We start from the raw sequence: 17,912 nt of genomic DNA, 5'->3' as shown, positions 1-17,912 counted from the left end.
TCAAATGGTGGCGATTCTTGAGATTTTGGGGGTTAAGGGCATCCGCTAAGATTCGGGAATCCCAAACGGATTTCTTTTTGCTAGACTGTCTGGTGGCGGCGCTGTGTACTTGGTTCTTGCTCTTAGGAGGGCCGATATTCCCGCGCTGTGTAGAGTAAAACCGATGGCCGGGGGGCAACTGCATGGCGACAGGAATAGAGAATCGACAGTCCGTTTTTAGCTGGTTCAACCTGTTCCTGCGCGATTCGAACCTTCAATTTACGCAATCAGGCTTCAAGGGCGGCGATAGTCTTGGGAAGCACGCTGTCGATGAAACGACTGGGTTTTGGCAGAATCCACAATATTCCGGCTCGAAGCCTCCGCGGGTGCTATTTCAGATAGACGTGACCAGTGCGCCGCCGGTGGCTAGACTTCCGAACAATTTGGACGAAATCGGCATCGGTTACTCGAACACTGGCGACGGCAATAAGGCTGGTCTAGCGGTTCGGATTTTGCCCATTATTGACTGCGGCGGTGGCGCGTTCGTTGCAGCCGATGAATTTGAAGCCAATCTTCTCTTTGTTTTCCACGGCCCACTTCTCGCCGGTGGTTCAGCCGACCCCTTTACGTTCAATCCGACGAGTGGCGTGCTCACCAGAAGTGCAAAGAAGGTCGGGACGCGAGCGGAAGATTACATCTTTGCGGCGCTGTTGGCGCTCAGGCCGCGCGGCGACGTGAAACAGGTCACAATGGCGGGTGCTCCGCACAACGTGACGTATGGAGAGGTGCTGGATGCCTTGCATGGTGCCATTACCGTGCAAGTAAAGGGCGGCACGGCGAGCGCTATTCCGGTCTATGACCTCAGCGACGACGCTACCGTGAAGTCGCTGAAAACAGACATTGAGGATGCTTGGAAACAGGCAGGCCCTCCGCCAGTGGCGGCTCCCGCCGCCGCGCAGGCGGAGGATGATGACGATGAGCCCGAGTTCGAGGATTTCGATTTCTCAACCATCCAAATTCCCGAGAACCCTGCGCTTCTCGGCATCGACCCCTCGGTTTACCGGCAAATCAACGCTATGCTGCAATCAGGCAAGCAGCATATCATGCTCTATGGCCCACCCGGCACGGGCAAGACTTCCCTTGCTCGCTGGATAGCGAGCAGTTTGCCCGGGGGCCTATGGACTCTGGTCACGGGGTCGTCCGATTGGAGTTCTCAGGACATTATCGGTGGGTATCAGCCCATTGGTGACGGCGACGTGGATTTCGTGCCGGGAATCCTACTGCGGGATTTCGACCGTCCGCTTATCATCGACGAGTTGAACCGCTGCGATATCGACAAGGTTATTGGACCGCTATTCACGGTCCTTTCGGGGCAGCAAACCACGCTGCCCTATCGTACCGATATTAGGGACAAGAACAGTCCGCCCTATGCCATCCTTCCGAAACCGAAGCCGAATGCGGCGGAACACGAGTTCGCGCCCGGCGTCGCTTGGAGGCTTATCGCCACGATAAACTCCATCGACAAGGCTTCGCTCTATCAGATGTCCTATGCGCTCAGCCGTCGCTTTGGCTGGGTTTATGTTGATGCCCCGCAGGACGTTGCGGGTTTCATCGCGGAATACCTTGCGTCAAAGGGCATTCCGACAGGCGCGGCAGGGGCAGCTTGCCCGCTTGCCGATTTGTGGAGCGCTATCAATGCAGCGCGTCCCATTGGACCGGCACCGATTATCGACGCCATCCATGCCATTCAGGTGATTGCCCCCGAAGCGTCGTTCTTTGGCGCGGCGGATGCAGCTATGCAGCAAGCCGCGCTCGACGCCATCGACATGGTGCTGCTGCCCATGCTCGACGGTATCGTCCATCAAGACGCCATGAATATCGCCGACGCGGCGATTGCGGCCTTTGGACTGGCGGAGGCTGACGCCGAGCGTGTCAAGCGCCGGCTGGAAGCCGTGGCCATCTGATGAATCTCGATGCCGCCATCGTCGATTATTCAGCGGGGCTGCTGCTGAGGTATTTCCGGGGCGGAGCAGCCATCGGCGGGGAAATCCCGCGTCTCGACCAGCGGCGGGACGTGGAAATTCTCAAAGGGCACTGGGCGCTATCGGCGCCGGTGCGCACTCTCGTCACATACTTGCTGAATCGTCCGCATGAAGCGCAGGCGCTCTTGGCCTATCGGGAGCAGGTTGACGATGCCGTCGCGCGGGGCCGGATAGATGCCCGAAAAACTTGGATGTACCGCAAGCAATCGGGTTTGCCTTCCGCGCTTGTGACGCATGAGGCGGTTCGGAGCTTCAACACTGGCCCGAACATGCTGCTGGCTTGGGTATTGCGCGAGGCCGCGTCGTACACGGCGCGGCTCTTGGCATGGCAATCGCCAACCTCGGCCTATCTCCCTGCCATCGAAGCTGCCCAAACGGACATGCGCAAAGTGCAGCGTATCGAAGCGCTGCGCGACCCGCTCCGTGCGGTTTCCCTTGGCCAGCGTCCGAGCGCCGGGGCCGTAAGAGATTCAGCCCGCGCGCGCCGTCCGGTCTATCGCCTTGCCGTCGAGGCATATCGCGTTCTCCAGGGATTGGAACGCGGGCAACTGGATGCGATGGAGCAGGTTGCACGCACTGCCCTGATTGGCCCGCTTGAAGATTGGCGGCGCTTTGAGCTTGCGGTCGGACTGGCCGCCGGTGAGGCGCTCGGTCGCGCCAGCGGTGCGGCGCTGCAACTCCACCTGCTCGGGTCGGATTCCTCCGGCCCGATTGTGACGGCGGGACGCCATGCCATTTATTGGCAACAAATCACGCGCCACCATGTGCCGCCCGCCCTTGAGCCGTCCGAAGTGGCGGCGCGCCGCGCGCTCGCCGACTACGGCATCAACGTCGGCACCGAAAGGCCGGACCTAATCGTGGTGGACCGCGACCTTGCCGCCGTCGTCGCCATCATCGAAGTGAAGTATATCGCGGGCGACACTGCGAGCGTGAGATTTCGCGAAGCGGTCGAACAGGTCGTCCGCTATCGGCGCGCCTATGGCCAGCCCGCCACGCAGGATGCGTTGCTGTCCCGCTCGTTGGTGGCGCTGTCCCGCTTGGTTCCGGCGCGGACGAGTCATATCTCACCCGCGCCGTTTGCCGTGGATTTCGATATCCTCAGGCAGCCTCACGGACTCGACGCTTGGGCCGAGGCTGTTCTGGCTGCGGCTTAGCGGCTGGCTGCTTTGCCAGCGGCGGGCGCTTTGCTCCGCCGTCCGCAAACAAGGGGGTATCCTTGTCACTCACCGGTACGGCGCAGGGCGGCGCGATTTCGTAATTGGTGGGACGGTCTTTTAAAAGCGGTGCGGGAGAAGGCTCGAAGCGAGCCAAGGCACCGTTCAGATATTCCTCTGACATTTCGCAGCAAACCCACCGACGGCCAAGAGCCTCGGCAACTGCGCCCGTGACGCACGAGCCGCCAAACGGGTCTAGCACGGTGTCGCCCTTATCCGTCAGAAAGCGGATGAAATACTCGGGCAACTGCGGAGGGAAGCGCGCGGGATGAATCGGGATATTGTTTTCGCGGCAATATTCCTGATAGCGGCTCGTTGACTCCGTGTTTGCGATGGCAAGAAGGTTCGGCGGGACGGAACCGCCGTTGTCTTTGGAAAATTTTGACGAAATGTCGTGACCGGATGGGCGCAGCTTGGCGACGTAGCCGTTACGAAGCAAATCCTGCATGGACTTGCTGTAAGGGGCGAGAACGCGGCGGTTATTCGCCTTCGGATACGGCGTCTTGGAAAGCCACCACACCGTGTTAACAGCATCCTTCACGCGCACACGGCGGACGTTCACCCATTCGGCAGGGGTCGGGAGCTTCGCCGGATTCCACCAGTAATGCTCTTGGCACAGGTGGAATCCGTATTCCTCGACCAGCATGACGAGCAGCTTGAAATGATAAAGGCTCCGGGTGGGCTGCCCGGGCACCCATGCCCCGCCAATGTCGATGACGAGGCTGCCATCGTCTTTCAGGACGCGCTTGAAGCCCTCCGCGAAAGGACGGAACCAGTTGCAATATTCATCTGCGTCTTCGTTGCCGTAGCTCTTTTTTCGCACGAGCCCGAATGGCGGGCTGGTCATGATTAGGTCCACGCTATCCGGCTTGGCTCCATGAAACAGGTAGGCGCGTGAGTCGCCCCAAACCATTTCGCCAAGGCCGGTCTTGTAGAATGAGCGAATGAGCTTCTTCGGGAACCGCGCCTGATAGCTGTCGGGCTCTGCCGTCTGGGCGGCTACGCCGACATGCTGATTGTGCAAAAAGCGGATGTACTCACTGACATTGGCAAAGCCACGCTCGGTCGCCATTGCGTCGAAAGAGGCCCGCTCTTCCTCGGTTAGCCGAACATTCGTTATTGCGTTTCTTGGTTTATTAGCCTTTGGCCGACCCATGATGCCCCCTTCGATTCTGAACACAAAATCAGCCTAGCTCATGGCTTTTTGTGTTACAAGAACAAAGAGAGCTTTTTTGTTTTACAGAAATCCCAAGGGCTCACCCTCAAAAGAGGGTGAGCTGACGGGCGGCGGCCTCGTGCCGCCGCCACGCCGGATTCGCGGCTTCTTCGTCCAGCCATGTGCGTACAAGCGCCACCGGCCCGCCCATGGCGGCGACGGCATTTGCCGTCGTGAAGTGCGAGCGGTAGCCGGTTTCCGTGATGGGAAGCGGCGCGCGCTCGGGCGCGATGGCCTCGATTTCGAGGTGGGCCGTGTCGAGGCCGTAGTCATCGGAAAGGCTGAGCCAGCGCGGTTCATAGCTGATGGAAATGGTCACGCCGTTCCACACGGTTTCATGATGCTCCGTATAGCGTTTGCAGAGGCGGCTCATGCTGCACCTCCCTCTGCGATGGGAAGTTGGGCGGCTTCGTCCTGAGCCGCACCGACGATGTAGAGCACCTCTTGCAGGTCGCGGCGGGCGTCGCCGGTGATGGTTTCGTAGTTGTCGAGCATAAAGCTGACGTGATCGAAGATGCTGTTGAGGCCACTGGAGAGGCGCTGGCTGCGGGTCATGCTTCACCGCCTTCCGCCGCTTCGTCGGCTTTCGGGGGGAGCAGAACAATGCGGCCGTCCAGCGGATAGAGGTCGAGTTGCAGAGTGTGGCCGTCGCCGTTCTGGTGCGGCCAAGCGGCCCCGATGCGCGTCCAGTATGATTTGCCGCCTTTGGCTTCTCTGACGTGCCACGCAATCAGCGCGGGCACTTTGGTTTCGGATTTTTTCGTCATGCTTTTTCTCCTTGGTTTGCATTTCCCTTTCGGGCGTGCCCTCGGAGAGCCAGGCGCGATGGCGCGGCGTCACACAGGAAAATTGGGGGGACCGGATGCCTGCGGACGGGGGAGCCGAGGCTTCCTGTTGACGCCATGAGCGCCCGCGCATGGCAGGGGGCATGACGCTGCCCGATGGGGATGCAAACAAGACAAGGGGAATTCAGGACGGAGCCGAGAACAAAGCCAACGCCTGCAAAGGATCAGTGGCGGTTTAAGAGGTCAGCGGCATATCCTGAGATATAGCGATTTTGGGGTAAGGGCGGCCTGCATGAAGGCAGGCTCCGCTATCCATTGCCTCTGGTTCGCCAGCGGCTGAGGCAACGGCTTCGCGGAAAGACGCGAACACGGGGGCGCTTGAAGCTCGGCGCGCCTTTTTCCCGTGCCCGCTTGGCCGGACTCCACGACCGGGAAGCGCCAGCGGCGCGTCGTGACGTCCGGCAGAAACGCATAGCTCTGTTGCATCGGCCATCGAACTCGATGGCTGGTACGATGCGCGCTAGCGTTTGGGGTGGTTCGGCTTGTCCGTCTGCTTGGCTTTGATGGACTGCACCTCTTTGGCCTTGGCTTCCAGCTCGTCGATTTCGGCGTTCATTTCGGCATGCATAGCATCCCATCCGCCAATGCCCATGAGCACGCGGTCGGCATGTTTGATGGTATTCACATGGCCATAGTGCTGCTCGATCATTTTGACGGAAGTGCCCATTTGCTGGGCGAGGATATAGACATCCACCCCGGCGGAGAGCCGGAGCGTGGCGTAGGTATGGCGGAAGCAATACGTGGTGCGGGGAATGCCGCTCGGCCCCTCGCGAAGGTCGGTGTATTTCAATAACTCTTCGACGGTGTCTCGATAGAGCCATTTTGCCGGTTTGCCGTTGATAATCGTAAAGACGTGATCGTCAGGCTTGGTTGCCTTGGAAAGCTCGCGGATACGGTCGAGGTATTTCCCGACACTGATAGGGGCAATCAGCTTGCGGGTTTTGCCTTTGCCCTGAACGTAGAGGACAAGGATTTCCTGTCCGTCTTTGTCTTTTGCGGTGGTGATGTCCCGCCAGCGCAGGTTCTTCGCTTCTGGCGGGCGCATCCCCGTGTTGCACATAATCAGAATGAAATTGTAGCAGACTTGGCGATACCAGACGCCTTGCGGCGTGGTCGCCTCCTTCATCCACTTGCGGCCTTTGGTGTGCAGCTTGCGGTATTCCTCAAGCGTGAACTCGTCGCGGCGGTTCGATTTGAGCTTCGGCATGCCCTCGAAGCGATGATGCGCGGGCACGTATCGCTTGCTGATTGCAAAGTTCATGATGGCTGCAAAAATGGTCATCTCGATGCGGATTGTGGAATCGCTGATGACGCTCTTGCGACGGCCTTCGCCGTTTTCGCGCCGCCACAGCGGATATTCCGACCAGCGGTCTTGCGTAACCAGATGAATCTGTGTGCTGCCGACATAAGCCTTGAGAGGCCCGTCGATTTTGCTTCTTATATTTTTGCAGCGGGCTTGGCTGACCTCGCCCGCGTTGGCGCGCCGCTGTTGGGCGTCGGCATATTCCTCCGCCACCTGCGAGAAGGGGCGGTTGAATACGGGAACATCGTGTTTCACCCGAAAGCGGATATCGGCATACTCGTCCATCGCGCGGTCGCGGGCCGTCTGCCGGTCTGCCGTCCGCAGCGAGATTGTCTTGTAGCGGTCTTCGTTCTGGATTCTGATCCGGCAGTAATACTGGTCGTGCCCGACGTCACCGCGTCGGAAGATGATAAGGCCGGGCTTGATCTGCTCTTTATCGAGGATGAAACTCATTTCTCCGCTTCCCACTGTGCAGAAACTGTGCAGATTGGCGGCGTAAGTGCTTGATATGCCGTACCTGTGTAGGTTCTGTGTGGGTCATTGTAGCAAAAAATGTTGTTTATTTGTAGTGGCTTGTTATAATCCCTTCACCCGCTCCAAATTTCCGGCTGTGAAGACAGCATCTCGACGCCGCCCTACGGGGCGGCGTTTCGATTCCGGGACATGACCTGGGGCGTTGCGGGCCGCGCGGGGAGGCCCGTGGGCTAGCGCAGCATGGCGCGCAGGCGGCGGCGGCGAAGATGCACCTCCCGGGCCGGCGGCAGCGGGATCTCGAGGCTGTCGTCGTCGGTGATCAGGGCGCAGTCCAGGATGGACAGGGCGCGTCCGCGGGCGACCGCCTCGTCCATGTCGTCGGTCTCGCGGATGCCCCGGCTGATCTGGCTGGCCAGGACGGCGAGACGGTCGGGGTCGGTGATCGCGATCAGTTCGCGCGTCAACAGCTCGAGCGCGGCAAGCTGATGCTCCAGTTCGTCCGTCATGGCCCCGCCCGCAAACCGTATTCACCTCTCATTAACCATAATCTCGCGGGGCGACATATCGCACGCGCGTGACAAGAGGCGCTGCGGCGCGGACTCGCGCGAGACGCGACAGGCTATTGTGCAGGTTCGCCCGGAACGCGTTCGCGCTCCGGGCGACAAGCCCCCGATTCGGGTCGAGTTCGCCGGATCAGGCGCCGGGCGCCGGGCGTTGCAGGCGCGGGCCGAGGTTCTCCATGACCGCCCGGGCGTCGAAGGCGCGCGCGTCGCCTTCCGGCTTGGCGCCCTTGCGCATCTGGATTTCGGCCGTGGCCTCAAAGCGTTCGACGGTGCGCACGTCGACCCGGTCCGCCCAGAAGGGGTCGCCCCACCACGGATCCCAGGTGCGCCAGCCGTATCCCGGCCCGTAGTAGCGCCAGGACGGGCTCCAATAGGGGTAATAGGGCCCGTACCAGGGGTGGTAGAACGGATCGGGCTCGATGTAGGTCCGCGCCTTGCGGTCGGTGTTGCGGTCGACCACCGAGAACCAGTCGTAGCCCTGGGCGACGGTCAGCTCGGCCGCGCGATAGAGCAGCGAGCCTTCCACGGTCTCCCGCGAGGTCAGGCTGTTCCCCTGGAACGTGACGCGGTAGCGGTCCGGCTCCAGGCGGACCTCGGAATAGCCGCCCTTGACCTTCTGGCCCGGCAGGTTGGGCTGGTAGGGCGTGGCCGTCGCGCAGGCCGCGAGCAGGGCCGAGACGGCCAGCAGGGCTGGAATGACGGCGAATTTTCGGCTCATGACGGTCGGTTACTCCACAGCCCCCGCAGAGACGGAACGAACGCAGACAAGGTTAGGATGCGAATATGGTGCCCCAAAGGCCAGAACGCACGCCTTGACTGCAATCAATAACGCCGACGATACGCTGCAGCGCCCAAGTCCCCCGCAGCGGCCGCCGTTATCAGAAAAGCTCTCGGGCTCGCTCAGCTAATCGGGATTGCAGGCCTGAAAAAGTTCTGCGAGCGGAGTCCGCATGGGACCTGACTTCTGGCTCTTCGCGAGCGTGGGCTTCGCCGCGCAACTGGTGGACGGCGCCTTGGGCATGGCCTACGGCGTGGTGTCCTCGACGGTGCTGCTGTCGATGGGGGTGCCGCCGGCCACGACCTCGGCCAGCGTGCACGCGGCCAAGGTGTTCACCGGCGCCGCCTCGGCGGTCTCGCATATCGTGCATGGCAACGTCGGCTGGCGGCTGCTGGCGCTGCTTTCGATGGGCGGCGTCGCCGGCGGGGTGGCGGGCGCCTACCTGCTGACCTCGATCGACGGAGCGCTGGTCAAGCCCTACGTCGTCGCCTGGCTGGGGATCATGGGGCTGGTGATCGTCTATCGCGCCTGGAAGGGCGTGCGGCCGCGCCCGTTCTCCTGGCGCTCGCCGGCGCCCCTGGGCCTGGCGGGCGGCTTCTTCGACGCGGTGGGCGGCGGCGGCTGGGGCCCGGTGGTGACCTCCACCCTGATGGGCTCAGGCGCCGACCCGCGCCAGGCGATCGGCACCACCAACGCTGCGGAGTTCTTCGTCGCCGCGGCGATCTCCTCGGCCTTCCTCGTCGCCCTGCTCACCGGGCACTGGGAGACGGGCGGGCTGCGCCAGCACGTCTGGCCCGTGGTCGGCCTGATCGCAGGCGGCGTCGTTGCCGCCCCGGTGGCGGGCTGGATGACCAAGGTGCTGCCGCTGCGCCTGCTGACCTGGATCGTCGGGCTGCTGGTGCTGGGCCTGGCGGGCTCGCAGGCGCTGGTGCTGTTCCGCTAGGCTTCAGGCCAGGCCCGTGGCCATGGCCCAGACGATGCGGCCCAGGGCGCCGAACAGGAGCAGGGCGGCGGCCAGGGTCTGGATCAGGAATCCGGCTTCGCGCTTGGCCGGGTCGGCGACGTAGCCGAGAGCGTAGAGGATCCGACCGACGATCCAGACGACGCCGAGGACGGCGGCGGCCACGTCGTTCCACCAGATCGCGAAGAGCCACAGGCCGGCCAGGAAGATCGGCAGCCATTCCAGGGTGTTGGCCTGCACGCGGATGTGCCGCTCCAGGATCGGATCGCCGGTCATGGCCGGGGCGGCGACGCCGCTGCGCTTGCGGGCTCCGCCGATGCGGATTCCCATCCAGGCGTAGACGAGAAGAGCGGCTATGGTGACGAGCGCCACCCAGGCATGGGATTGCATGGCGGTTTCCCCCTAATGGCGGCCTTGGCGCCGCATCGGGCCAGGTTGCCACGGCCAAGCTTCCCCGGGAACCGGTCTTGGGGGCTCGCGCGTTCTTTGAAGATCGGACCCCGTTGGGAGGCGCCCATGCGCTTGGAAGCCGACACCATCACCGACATCAGCTACGATCAGGGTCGCGCCAAGCTGGAGGTCCGCTTCAGGGACGGCGCGCACCTGGTCCACGTCGGGGTGCCCGGAGAGGTGCACCGCTCCTTCATCGACGCCGCGTCGAAGGCCGGCTTCTACGACGACGAGATCGCCGGCCGCTATCCGTACAACCTGCTGGAGGCGTAGGGCGGCCGGCGCGCAGGATCAGGCGCGGCGATCGCGCTTGGCGGCCACCCGCAGGCGCAGAGCGTTCAGCTTGATGAAGCCGGCCGCGTCGCGGTGGTCGTAGGCGACCTTGCCTTCCTCGAAGGTGACCAGCTCCTGGTCGTAGAGCGAATAGGGGCTCGTGCGGCCGACGACGGTGACGTTGCCCTTGTAGAGCTTCACCCGCACCTGGCCGGTCACCTTCTTCTGCGACAGGTCGATCGCCGCCTGCAGCATCTCGCGCTCGGGGCTGAACCAGAAGCCGTTGTAGATCAGCTCGGCGTACTTGGGCATCAGCTCGTCCTTCAGGTGCATCGCCCCGCGGTCGAGGGTGATGGACTCCATCCCCCGGTGGGCGGCGAGCAGGATCGTGCCGCCGGGCGTCTCGTAGACCCCGCGCGACTTCATGCCGACGTAGCGGTTCTCGACGAGGTCGAGGCGGCCGACGCCGTTGTCATGCCCGAGCTGGTTGAGCCTGGTCAGGAGGGCGGCGGGCGAGAGCTTCTCGCCGTCGATGGCGACCGGGTCGCCGTTCTCGAAGTCCAGGGTGAAGACGGTCGGCTTGTCCGGCGCGTCTTCGGGCGAGATCGTGCGCATGTGCACGAACTCCGGGGCCTCGACCGCCGGGTCCTCCAGCACCTTGCCCTCCGAGGAGGAGTGCAGAAGGTTGGCGTCGACGCTGAAGGGCGCTTCGCCGCGCTTGTCCTTGGTGATCGGGATCTGGTGCTTTTCGGCGAAGTCCAGCAGGGCTTCGCGGCTCTTGAAGTCCCACTCCCGCCAGGGCGCCACGACCTGGATGCCCGGCTCCAGGGCGTAGTAGGCCACCTCGAAGCGCACCTGGTCGTTGCCCTTGCCCGTCGCCCCGTGGGCCACGGCGTCGGCGCCGATCTTCCGGGCGATCTCTATCTGCTTCTTGGCGATCAGCGGCCGGGCGATGGAGGTGCCGAGCAGGTACTGGCCTTCATAGACCGTGTTGGCCCGGAACATCGGGAAGACGTAGTCGCGCACGAACTCCTCGCGCACGTCTTCGACGAACGCGTACTCCTCCTTCACCCCGAGGGTCATGGCCTTGCGCCGCGCCGGCTCGATCTCTTCGCCCTGGCCGAGATCGGCGGTGAAGGTGGCGACCTCCGCCCCCAGCTCGGTCTGCAGCCACTTGACGATGGTGGAGGAGTCCAGGCCGCCCGAATAGGCGAGGACGACTTTCTTGATCGAGGCGGCCATGGGCGCATGTCCTTGGGAAGGATGAGAGGAGGTCGCGGGCGTTTAAGGGCGAACGGCCCGCCCGTTCAAGGCCTTTGCACGGCGCGCTCGAGGACCAGGCGCAGCCAGCGCAGATGGGCCAGGGCGAAGAGCGCTGCGGCCATGGCGCGCACCGCGAAGAGGGCGACGGCGGCCAGCGGGTTCTGATCAGCCCACACGCGGGCGACCAGCAGCGCCGCACCGGCGACGAAGGCCGCGACCGGCACGGCCAGCACCGCCGGCCCGCGCGTCGTCTTCAGCGCCGGAGAGCCGTCGGGCCCGAGGGCCACCGGGATCTCGGCGCCGGCGGGCAGGCGGCCCCACGCCTGGCGAGAGGCCGAGGCCATGATCGCCAGGGCGAGGATCCAAAGGGCGTCGGCGGCGTATCCGAGGACCTGTTCCACCTAGACGGTCACCTGGGCGCCCATCTCGACCACTCGGCCGGGGGGGATCTTGTAGAAGTCGGTCGGGTTGGCGGCGTTCTTCATCAGGTAGATGAAGATCCTGTCCTGCCACAGCGGCATGCCCGACTGGGCCGAGGGCACCACCGAGCGCCTGCCCAGGAAGAAGCTGGTGGCCATGATGTCGAACTTGAGGCCGAGCTTGCGGCAAAGCCCCAGGGCTTTGGGAATGTTCGGGCTTTCCATGAAGCCGTAGGTGATCGAGACCTTCTTGAAGTCGTCGTTGACCGGCTCGATCTTGATGCGATCCTCTTCCTTGACCCGCGGCGTCTCGGCGGTGCGGACGGTCAGGATCACGTTCTTCTCGTGCAGAACCTTGTTGTGCTTGAGGTTGTGCATCAGGGCGACGGGCGCGACGTCGGGATCGGAGGTCAGGAAGATGGCCGTGCCCGGCGCCCGGTGCGGCGCGCGGGCCTTGAGGATCTCCGACAATTCCAGAAGCGGCACGGAATCGCGGCGGGTCTTCTCCGCCAGGATCTGGGCGCCTCGGGTCCAGGTCCACATGACGATGACGAGGCCTGCGCCCAGAACCAGCGGCAACCAGGCGCCCTGCGGGATCTTCAGGAGGTTCGAGGAGATGAACACAAGGTCCAGGACCCCGAAGCCGGCGGCGGCCAGGGCCGCCTGCCAGACCGGGCGTTTCCACATGTGCCGCACGATCACGTAGAACAGCAGGGTGTCGATGAACATCGCCCCGGTGACGGCGATGCCGTAGGCCGCGGCCAGGTTGGACGAATTGCGGAACGTGAATAGCAGCACCAGCACGCCGACCATCAGGAAGGTGTTCACCCGGGGCACGAAGATCTGCCCCGCCTGCGTCTCGCTGGTGCGGCGGATGTCGATGCGGGGGAAGAGCCCCAGCTGCACCGCCTGCTGCGTCATCGAGAAGGCGCCGGTGATCACCGCCTGGCTGGCGATGACGGTGGCGGTGGTGGCGAGCAGGAGCACCGGCCAGTAGGCCGCCTCGGGGATCATGTCGAAGAACGGATTGTGCCGCGCGTCCGGGTGGGCCAGCACAAGGGCCCCCTGGCCCAGGTAGTTCAGCATCAGGCTGGGCAGGACGAGCACCAGCCAGGCCGAGCGGATCGGCCCTTTGCCGAAGTGGCCCATGTCGGCATAGAGCGCCTCGGCGCCGGTGACGGCGAGGAAGACGCTGCCGAGGATCACGAAGCCGAGGAAGCCGTTGTCGATGAGGAACAGCACCCCGTAGGTCGGCGACAGTGCCCGGAAGATCGACAGGTCGTCGGCGATGTGGAGCAGGCCCAGGCCGGCCAGGGTCAGGAACCAGATCGCCGTGATCGGCCCGAAGTATCGGGCGACCCGCGCCGTGCCGCGGGACTGCACCATGAACAGGCCCACCAGGATACCCGCCGAGATCGGCACCACGAAGGGCGCGAGCGAGCGGCCGAGGACAGGCGCGTCCTTCAGGCCTTCGATGGCGCTCAGCACCGAGACCGCAGGGGTGATGATGCCGTCGCCGTAGAACAGGGCGGCCCCGAAGACCCCCAGGAAAAAGACGATGGTGGAGCGTTGGCCAAGCGCCCTCTGAGCGAGCGCCATCAGAGCCAGGGTTCCACCCTCGCCCTTGTTGTCCGCGCGCATCAGGAACACGACGTACTTGATGGTGACGATCAGGATCAGCGCCCAGATCACCAGGGAGACGACGCCCAGCACCGCAAGCTCGGACGTGCCGCCGCTGCGCGAATGGGCCAGGGCCTCGCGCATGGCGTAGAGCGGGCTCGTTCCAATGTCGCCGAAGACGACACCCACGGAACCGAGCGCGAGCGCCCAGAACCCTTCCTTGGGGGAGTGAGCGGTTTCGTCCGTCGCGTCCGCGGCGGCGCCGGCCTGATCAGCCATCCAAGGTCTCCGGGAACGATTGAGAAAGGCGCTGTTCCCTTGGGGCGGCCCTATGCCGTCGCGCGGCGGGCGCGATACACCCTTTCCAGGGACGGTTCAATCGGGCGACACGTCGCGCGCGAGCCTGGCGTTTGTCATTGAATGCGCCAAGCAGAGGCCTAGGTTCATGGTCCATGTCGGACAGCCAACGATTTCCGGTTGCGACGCACGCCCTCGCCTATCTGGCACATCGCGACGCGATGAGTCCGGAAAAGGCCGTGTCCAGCGTCGAACTGGCCGCCTCGATACCCACCAATCCCGTGGTGATCCGCCGGGTGACAGGTCAGCTTGCGCAGGCGGGGCTCGTCGGCACCCGGGCCGGGGCCAAGGGAGGCGCCTGGCTGCTGCGCGGCGCCGACGAAATACGGCTTGACGAGGTCCTGCGGGCGGTGGGCGGGTGCGTCCACCTGGGCGTCGCGCCGCCGGGGGCCAAGGGCTGTCCGGTGGGCGAGCGCATCCCCAGGGCCGTGGCCCAGGCGATCGACGCCGCCGACAGGGCCGCGGCCGAGCGGTTGTCGAGGATCACCGTCGCCGACCTCCTGAACGCCGCCTGAAGCCCGCTTGAACCGGCGCACGGCTTTCGCCACCTTCGACGCCGACCATCTGAAGGGGCCGACATGGATCGCAGACTCGCGCTGGTGACCGGCGCCTCGGCCGGCATCGGCGCGGCCTTCGCCCGCATCTACGCCAGCCATGGCTACGACGTGGCGCTCACGGCGCGGCGGGCCGAGCGGCTGTCGCGGCTGGCCGAGGAGATCAGCCTGCGCTTCGGCGTGGAGACCCTGACCGTTCCAGCGGACCTGGCCCGCCCGCAGGCTCCGCAAGAGATCCTCGACCATCTGGCGGCCCACGGGCGCGGGGTGGACGTGCTGGTCAACAACGCCGGCTACGGTCTGGGCGGCGGCTTCTCCGAGACCCGGTGGGAGGATCAGGCGGCCTTCCTGCAGGTGATGCTCAACGCCCCCACGGAATTCGCCCACAAGGTGCTGCCGGGCATGGTCGAGCGGCGCTTCGGGCGGATCGTCAACGTCGCCTCCCTCGCGGGGCTGGTTCCCGGCGCCGCCGGACACACCCTCTATGCGGCGGTGAAATCCTATCTGGTGCGGTTCTCCCAAAGCCTCCACCTGGAGAACCTGCAGGCCGGGGTGCACGTGACGGCGCTTTGCCCCGGCTTCACCTATTCGGAGTTCCACGACGTCAACGAGACCCGCGAACTGGTCAGTCAGGCGACCCCGGACTGGCTGTGGATGGGCGCCGACGAGGTGGCGGCGGCGGGCTATGAGGCCGCGGAGGCGAACCGGCCCATCAGCGTGCCCGGCGCGCCGAACAAGACCATCGCGGCGATCGCCAAGGCCATTCCCGACGACTGGGCCCTGGCGCTGATGGCCTGGCAAGGGCCCAAGTTCCGCAAGGTCTGAGCCTGGGCCGCGCCTTAGCGGTCGGCGGCGTAGGGGGCGGCGGTTTCGGTGCGGATCACCCCGCGGGTGGAATCTGCGATGCCGATCAGGATGAACTGGACCGCCAGGGCGCAGAGGATCAGGCCCAGCACCCGCACCACGATGGTCATGCCGATGCGTCCCAGGATCCGGGTGAGGATCGGGGCCGCGAGGAACGACAGAAGCACGGTCACGGCGACGGCGGAGATCACCCCGACGCCCAGCGCCGCGCCCGCCAGTCCAAAGGCCTTTGCCTCGCTGGCGTAGATCACGACGGTGGAGATGGCGCCGGGCCCGATCAGCAGGGGCATGGCGAAGGGCACGATCAGGCGCTCGAACCGGCGCCGCGCTCCGGAACGGCTGCGGGCCGCGGCGGTGCCGGCCTCGGCCTCGTCGGCGGCGTCGGCGAACTGGGCGGTGAAGTCGTCCCGGGCCATCTCCAGGCCCAGCAGGAACAGGATCACCCCGCCTGCGATGCGGAACGCGGCCAGGGAGATGCCGAAGAAGGCCAGCAGCGACAGGCCCGTGAAGTAGAAGAAGGTGAGAAAGCCGACCACGAAGAGCGAGATGTAGACGGCCACCGTCCGCCGCGTCGCCGACTTGTCGGCCGACGTCGCCGCAGCGAACAGCGGCACGTTGCCGACCGGGTCGATCAGGGCGAAGAGGGCGACGAAGAAGTTGACCGCGAAGTCTGCCTGGCTCATTCAGGCGTCTTAGCCCAAAACCTTCGCCGCGCCGACCCACGGGAAAGCGCCTGAACGGGAGCCTCGCCATGGCCGCCGCCTCCGCCCGCCTGCCCGCCGCCGCTGCTGATGCCCGCCTGATCGTGCCGCTGGACCTGCCGACCCCGGAGGAAGCGCGGGCGATGACCGAGGCGATCGGCGATGCCGTCAGCTTCTACAAGGTGGGGCTTGAGCTGTTCGCCACCGGCGGCGGCATGGACCTGGCCCGCGCCCTGAAGGCGCAGGGCAAGGACGTGTTCCTGGACTGGAAGCTCCACGACATCCCCACCACCGTCCAGCGCGCCGCCGCCGTTCTGGCGGAGTCCGGATGCGACCTGCTGACCGTTCATGGGGAGCCGCAGGTGATGGCCGCCGCCGTTCGCGGGCGCGGCCGTTCAAACCTGAAGATCCTGGCGGTGACCGTGATGACCAGCCTGACGGACGCCGACCTTGAGGAGATGGGCTACGCCTCGGGCGTGCAGGCGCTGGTCGAGCGGCGCATCCATCAGGCGCTGCACGCCGGCTGCGACGGCGTGGTCGCCAGTCCGCACGAGGCCGAGTTGGCCCGGGCCATAGGCGGCAAGGACTTCCTGGTGGTGACGCCGGGCGTGCGGCCCGACTGGTCCGCTCGCAACGACCAGGCCCGCGCGACGACTCCGGCCGAGGCCCTGCGCGCGGGCGCCTCGCACATCGTCTGCGGCCGGCCGATCACCGCGGACCAGGACCCCCGCGCGGCGGCTCAACGGGTCGCGCTGGAGATGTCAGCGGTTCAGTGACAGCAGCCGCCTGAGCGGCGCCCGCCGGAGACACTGACGCTGACGCGGCTGGTGGCGACGGCGCTCGCCGAGGACGCGGCGAAGGCGCGGGTCCCGCCGAAGCCGCCGCCGCGGACGATCACATAGACGCCATAGTCGGGCCCTGCCGGGATCGGCCCCACCCCGCCGCCGCCGGCGAAGAAGCTGGACGGAAGCGTGATCTCGCCGCCGCAGCCCTGCAGGCAGGCCGGCGGGTCTTGCCGCAGGCCATAAGGCTCGCGCCAGGCGCGGTGGGAATGCGGCGGCGCCTCGTAGCGGCCGGAGCCGCAAGGCGCCTCGCGCTCGCAGGCCATGGCCGCGCCGCCGCCGGCCGCGATCGCCAGGCCCAGGATGATGCGCGCCGTCCAGCTCATGCGCCGCTCCTCGTCAATTCTTACCCGGAACTTAAGGTCGCGGACCGACAGGTGCGAGTCCGCGCAAGCCCAGGGCGAGCAGCGAGCCTTTCAGAAGTCGACGGCGATACCCTTGCGCTCCCAGTCGCCGAAGCGGGTCGGCTCGGGGCCGGCTGGTCCGCCGAGCTCGGCGGCGCGGGCGGCGGCCTCGGCCTCTGCGGCCTTGCGCGCGGCGGCTTCCTCCAGCGCGCGGCGGGCGGCGGGGCTGAGCGGCCGTTCAGGATTGGCGTTGGGCGGAAGCGGCTGGTCCATGGCCGCGATTTAGGCGCGCGGGGAGCGCTCGGCAATGCGGCCCGAGGGCGCTATCGTCCGTGAACCGCCCTTCCCGCGTCCGGAGTTCGCATCTTGAGCGTCGCCTTCACCAAGGAAACTGATCACGAGGCCGCCGCCGCCGACCTGCCCGACCGGCCGATCTCGCCGCATCCGAACCTGGTGACGACGCAGGGGCTGGCGGAACTGGACGCAGCGCTGGCCGCCGCGCGCGCCGCCTATGCGGCGGCCCAGGCCGGGGACATCCAGGCCGACCGCACGGCGATGGCGCGGGCGACGCGGGATCTGCGCTACTACGGCGCGCGGCGGGCCAGCGCCCAACTCGTGGCGGCCGACCCCGAAAGCCAGGTGGCGGCGTTCGGCGGCCAAGTGACCTTTGAACGCGAGGATGGGCGGCGTTCCACCTTCCGTATCGTCGGCGAGGACGAGGCGGATCCTGCTCAGGGCAAGATCTCGTACGTCTCTCCCCTGGCCCAGGCGCTTCTGGGCAAAGGGCCCGGGGATGTCGTGGAGGTGAACGGCCAGGAGGTGGAGATCATCGCCCTCGGCTAGGTCGCGC

At 65.4% G+C, this 17,912-nt stretch carries 22 protein-coding genes; 8 read left to right on the top strand and 14 right to left on the bottom strand.

Going from position 1 to position 17,912, the window contains the following annotated elements:
- The first annotated feature begins 182 nt into the window (after window positions 1–182).
- Both ACK4YQ_RS03720 and ACK4YQ_RS03715 read left to right on the top strand, forming a co-directional pair.
- The gene (locus ACK4YQ_RS03720; protein WP_409608401.1) at window positions 183–1,943 is read left to right on the top strand and encodes an AAA family ATPase; all 1,761 of its coding nucleotides are present in this window, start codon (window positions 183–185) and stop codon (window positions 1,941–1,943) included.
- Window positions 1,943–3,175, top strand: a complete 1,233-nt coding sequence (locus ACK4YQ_RS03715) for a hypothetical protein (protein ID WP_409608399.1) — start codon at window positions 1,943–1,945, stop codon at window positions 3,173–3,175. The genes ACK4YQ_RS03720 and ACK4YQ_RS03715 overlap by 1 nt, the downstream gene beginning before the upstream one ends.
- Here the strand turns inward: ACK4YQ_RS03715 and ACK4YQ_RS03710 are convergent.
- The 7 genes from ACK4YQ_RS03710 to ACK4YQ_RS03680 all read right to left on the bottom strand — a co-directional run bounded on the left by ACK4YQ_RS03710 (window position 3,120) and on the right by ACK4YQ_RS03680 (window position 8,354).
- Complete coding sequence (locus ACK4YQ_RS03710; RefSeq protein ID WP_409608397.1) at window positions 3,120–4,415, bottom strand: DNA methyltransferase; 1,296 nt, start codon at window positions 4,413–4,415, stop codon at window positions 3,120–3,122. The genes ACK4YQ_RS03715 and ACK4YQ_RS03710 overlap by 56 nt on opposite strands.
- An 82-nt stretch (window positions 4,416–4,497) precedes the next feature.
- Window positions 4,498–4,824, bottom strand: coding sequence for a hypothetical protein (locus ACK4YQ_RS03705; protein WP_409608395.1), 327 nt, complete (start codon window positions 4,822–4,824; stop codon window positions 4,498–4,500).
- Window positions 4,821–5,006 (bottom strand): hypothetical protein, encoded by a 186-nt coding sequence (locus tag ACK4YQ_RS03700; protein WP_188070896.1) that lies wholly within the window; start codon window positions 5,004–5,006, stop codon window positions 4,821–4,823. Before ACK4YQ_RS03700 ends, ACK4YQ_RS03705 begins: the two co-directional genes overlap by 4 nt.
- Window positions 5,003–5,218, bottom strand: coding sequence for a hypothetical protein (locus ACK4YQ_RS03695; RefSeq protein ID WP_409608393.1), 216 nt, complete (start codon window positions 5,216–5,218; stop codon window positions 5,003–5,005). The genes ACK4YQ_RS03700 and ACK4YQ_RS03695 overlap by 4 nt, the downstream gene beginning before the upstream one ends.
- Window positions 5,219–5,756: 538 nt before the next feature.
- The gene (locus ACK4YQ_RS03690; protein WP_409608391.1) at window positions 5,757–7,052 is read right to left on the bottom strand and encodes a tyrosine-type recombinase/integrase; all 1,296 of its coding nucleotides are present in this window, start codon (window positions 7,050–7,052) and stop codon (window positions 5,757–5,759) included.
- A gap of 251 nt (window positions 7,053–7,303) precedes the next feature.
- A complete protein-coding gene (locus ACK4YQ_RS03685; protein WP_409608389.1) occupies window positions 7,304–7,579 on the bottom strand; it encodes a hypothetical protein in 276 nt (91 codons plus the stop codon).
- Between the two features lie 187 nt (window positions 7,580–7,766).
- Window positions 7,767–8,354, bottom strand: coding sequence for a CC0125/CC1285 family lipoprotein (locus tag ACK4YQ_RS03680; RefSeq protein ID WP_409608387.1), 588 nt, complete (start codon window positions 8,352–8,354; stop codon window positions 7,767–7,769).
- 232 nt (window positions 8,355–8,586) lie between these two features.
- On the opposite strand from ACK4YQ_RS03680, the gene ACK4YQ_RS03675 reads away from it, so the two are divergent.
- A complete protein-coding gene (locus ACK4YQ_RS03675; protein WP_409608385.1) occupies window positions 8,587–9,357 on the top strand; it encodes a sulfite exporter TauE/SafE family protein in 771 nt (256 codons plus the stop codon).
- A 3-nt stretch (window positions 9,358–9,360) separates the two neighbouring features.
- Here the strand turns inward: ACK4YQ_RS03675 and ACK4YQ_RS03670 are convergent, their stop codons facing one another.
- A complete protein-coding gene (locus ACK4YQ_RS03670) occupies window positions 9,361–9,765 on the bottom strand; it encodes an MAPEG family protein (protein WP_409608383.1) in 405 nt (134 codons plus the stop codon).
- A 126-nt stretch (window positions 9,766–9,891) separates the two neighbouring features.
- On the opposite strand from ACK4YQ_RS03670, the gene ACK4YQ_RS03665 reads away from it, so the two are divergent.
- The gene (locus ACK4YQ_RS03665; RefSeq protein WP_409608381.1) at window positions 9,892–10,098 is read left to right on the top strand and encodes a KTSC domain-containing protein; all 207 of its coding nucleotides are present in this window, start codon (window positions 9,892–9,894) and stop codon (window positions 10,096–10,098) included.
- 18 nt (window positions 10,099–10,116) lie between these two features.
- Here the strand turns inward: ACK4YQ_RS03665 and ACK4YQ_RS03660 are convergent, their stop codons facing one another.
- The 3 genes from ACK4YQ_RS03660 to ACK4YQ_RS03650 all read right to left on the bottom strand — a co-directional run bounded on the left by ACK4YQ_RS03660 (window position 10,117) and on the right by ACK4YQ_RS03650 (window position 13,679).
- On the bottom strand, window positions 10,117–11,340 hold the full coding sequence (locus tag ACK4YQ_RS03660) for an argininosuccinate synthase (protein ID WP_409608379.1): 1,224 nt from the start codon (window positions 11,338–11,340) through the stop codon (window positions 10,117–10,119).
- 65 nt (window positions 11,341–11,405) lie between these two features.
- Window positions 11,406–11,762, bottom strand: coding sequence for a hypothetical protein (locus tag ACK4YQ_RS03655; RefSeq protein ID WP_409608377.1), 357 nt, complete (start codon window positions 11,760–11,762; stop codon window positions 11,406–11,408).
- Window positions 11,763–13,679 carry a potassium transporter Kup gene (locus ACK4YQ_RS03650; protein WP_409608375.1) on the bottom strand — a complete coding sequence of 639 codons (1,917 nt, stop codon included), beginning with the start codon at window positions 13,677–13,679 and terminating at the stop codon, window positions 11,763–11,765. It abuts the gene before it with no gap.
- A 173-nt stretch (window positions 13,680–13,852) separates the two neighbouring features.
- On the opposite strand from ACK4YQ_RS03650, the gene ACK4YQ_RS03645 reads away from it, so the two are divergent.
- Both ACK4YQ_RS03645 and ACK4YQ_RS03640 read left to right on the top strand, forming a co-directional pair.
- Window positions 13,853–14,272: an Rrf2 family transcriptional regulator gene (locus ACK4YQ_RS03645; RefSeq protein WP_409608373.1), complete on the top strand. Its 420-nt coding sequence runs from the start codon at window positions 13,853–13,855 to the stop codon at window positions 14,270–14,272.
- A gap of 63 nt (window positions 14,273–14,335) precedes the next feature.
- Entirely contained in the window at window positions 14,336–15,136 is an 801-nt protein-coding gene (locus ACK4YQ_RS03640; protein WP_409608371.1) for an SDR family NAD(P)-dependent oxidoreductase, read from the top strand.
- A gap of 14 nt (window positions 15,137–15,150) precedes the next feature.
- On the opposite strand, the gene ACK4YQ_RS03635 is transcribed toward ACK4YQ_RS03640, so the two are convergent.
- The gene (locus ACK4YQ_RS03635; protein ID WP_409608369.1) at window positions 15,151–15,858 is read right to left on the bottom strand and encodes a MarC family protein; all 708 of its coding nucleotides are present in this window, start codon (window positions 15,856–15,858) and stop codon (window positions 15,151–15,153) included.
- Window positions 15,859–15,926: 68 nt separating this feature from the next.
- Between ACK4YQ_RS03635 and pyrF the strand changes: the two genes are divergently transcribed.
- Window positions 15,927–16,652 carry an orotidine-5'-phosphate decarboxylase gene (pyrF, locus tag ACK4YQ_RS03630; RefSeq protein WP_409608367.1) on the top strand — a complete coding sequence of 242 codons (726 nt, stop codon included), beginning with the start codon at window positions 15,927–15,929 and terminating at the stop codon, window positions 16,650–16,652.
- Here pyrF and ACK4YQ_RS03625 read toward each other — a convergent pair.
- Window positions 16,646–17,044, bottom strand: a complete 399-nt coding sequence (locus ACK4YQ_RS03625; protein ID WP_409608365.1) for a hypothetical protein — start codon at window positions 17,042–17,044, stop codon at window positions 16,646–16,648. The genes pyrF and ACK4YQ_RS03625 overlap by 7 nt on opposite strands.
- A gap of 90 nt (window positions 17,045–17,134) precedes the next feature.
- Window positions 17,135–17,335: a DUF1674 domain-containing protein gene (locus ACK4YQ_RS03620; RefSeq protein WP_409608363.1), complete on the bottom strand. Its 201-nt coding sequence runs from the start codon at window positions 17,333–17,335 to the stop codon at window positions 17,135–17,137.
- A gap of 93 nt (window positions 17,336–17,428) precedes the next feature.
- On the opposite strand from ACK4YQ_RS03620, the gene greA reads away from it, so the two are divergent.
- On the top strand, window positions 17,429–17,905 hold the full coding sequence (gene greA, locus ACK4YQ_RS03615; protein WP_409608361.1) for a transcription elongation factor GreA: 477 nt from the start codon (window positions 17,429–17,431) through the stop codon (window positions 17,903–17,905).
- The last annotated feature ends 7 nt before the right edge of the window (window positions 17,906–17,912 follow it).

It is taken from the genome of Phenylobacterium sp., from assembly GCF_046291545.1.
In the GTDB taxonomy this organism is placed as follows: domain Bacteria; phylum Pseudomonadota; class Alphaproteobacteria; order Caulobacterales; family Caulobacteraceae; genus Phenylobacterium.
Note: the sequence above shows the minus strand (reverse complement) of the source record. Positions and strands in the feature narration are given on the sequence as shown.

What these genes read in the sequence shown, in the direction of transcription:
- ACK4YQ_RS03720 (WP_409608401.1), top strand. Translation starts at nt 183, where the DNA reads ATGGCGACAGGAATAGAGAATCGACAGTCCGTTTTTAGCTGGTTCAAC.
- ACK4YQ_RS03715 (WP_409608399.1), top strand. Translation starts at nt 1,943, where the DNA reads ATGAATCTCGATGCCGCCATCGTCGATTATTCAGCGGGGCTGCTGCTG.
- ACK4YQ_RS03705 (WP_409608395.1), bottom strand. Translation starts at nt 4,824, where the DNA reads ATGAGCCGCCTCTGCAAACGCTATACGGAGCATCATGAAACCGTGTGG.
- ACK4YQ_RS03700 (WP_188070896.1), bottom strand. Translation starts at nt 5,006, where the DNA reads ATGACCCGCAGCCAGCGCCTCTCCAGTGGCCTCAACAGCATCTTCGAT.
- ACK4YQ_RS03695 (WP_409608393.1), bottom strand. Translation starts at nt 5,218, where the DNA reads ATGACGAAAAAATCCGAAACCAAAGTGCCCGCGCTGATTGCGTGGCAC.
- ACK4YQ_RS03690 (WP_409608391.1), bottom strand. Translation starts at nt 7,052, where the DNA reads ATGAGTTTCATCCTCGATAAAGAGCAGATCAAGCCCGGCCTTATCATC.
- ACK4YQ_RS03685 (WP_409608389.1), bottom strand. Translation starts at nt 7,579, where the DNA reads ATGACGGACGAACTGGAGCATCAGCTTGCCGCGCTCGAGCTGTTGACG.
- ACK4YQ_RS03680 (WP_409608387.1), bottom strand. Translation starts at nt 8,354, where the DNA reads ATGAGCCGAAAATTCGCCGTCATTCCAGCCCTGCTGGCCGTCTCGGCC.
- ACK4YQ_RS03675 (WP_409608385.1), top strand. Translation starts at nt 8,587, where the DNA reads ATGGGACCTGACTTCTGGCTCTTCGCGAGCGTGGGCTTCGCCGCGCAA.
- ACK4YQ_RS03670 (WP_409608383.1), bottom strand. Translation starts at nt 9,765, where the DNA reads ATGCAATCCCATGCCTGGGTGGCGCTCGTCACCATAGCCGCTCTTCTC.
- ACK4YQ_RS03665 (WP_409608381.1), top strand. Translation starts at nt 9,892, where the DNA reads ATGCGCTTGGAAGCCGACACCATCACCGACATCAGCTACGATCAGGGT.
- ACK4YQ_RS03660 (WP_409608379.1), bottom strand. Translation starts at nt 11,340, where the DNA reads ATGGCCGCCTCGATCAAGAAAGTCGTCCTCGCCTATTCGGGCGGCCTG.
- ACK4YQ_RS03650 (WP_409608375.1), bottom strand. Translation starts at nt 13,679, where the DNA reads ATGGCTGATCAGGCCGGCGCCGCCGCGGACGCGACGGACGAAACCGCT.
- ACK4YQ_RS03645 (WP_409608373.1), top strand. Translation starts at nt 13,853, where the DNA reads ATGTCGGACAGCCAACGATTTCCGGTTGCGACGCACGCCCTCGCCTAT.
- ACK4YQ_RS03640 (WP_409608371.1), top strand. Translation starts at nt 14,336, where the DNA reads ATGGATCGCAGACTCGCGCTGGTGACCGGCGCCTCGGCCGGCATCGGC.
- ACK4YQ_RS03635 (WP_409608369.1), bottom strand. Translation starts at nt 15,858, where the DNA reads ATGAGCCAGGCAGACTTCGCGGTCAACTTCTTCGTCGCCCTCTTCGCC.
- pyrF (WP_409608367.1), top strand. Translation starts at nt 15,927, where the DNA reads ATGGCCGCCGCCTCCGCCCGCCTGCCCGCCGCCGCTGCTGATGCCCGC.
- ACK4YQ_RS03625 (WP_409608365.1), bottom strand. Translation starts at nt 17,044, where the DNA reads ATGAGCTGGACGGCGCGCATCATCCTGGGCCTGGCGATCGCGGCCGGC.
- ACK4YQ_RS03620 (WP_409608363.1), bottom strand. Translation starts at nt 17,335, where the DNA reads ATGGACCAGCCGCTTCCGCCCAACGCCAATCCTGAACGGCCGCTCAGC.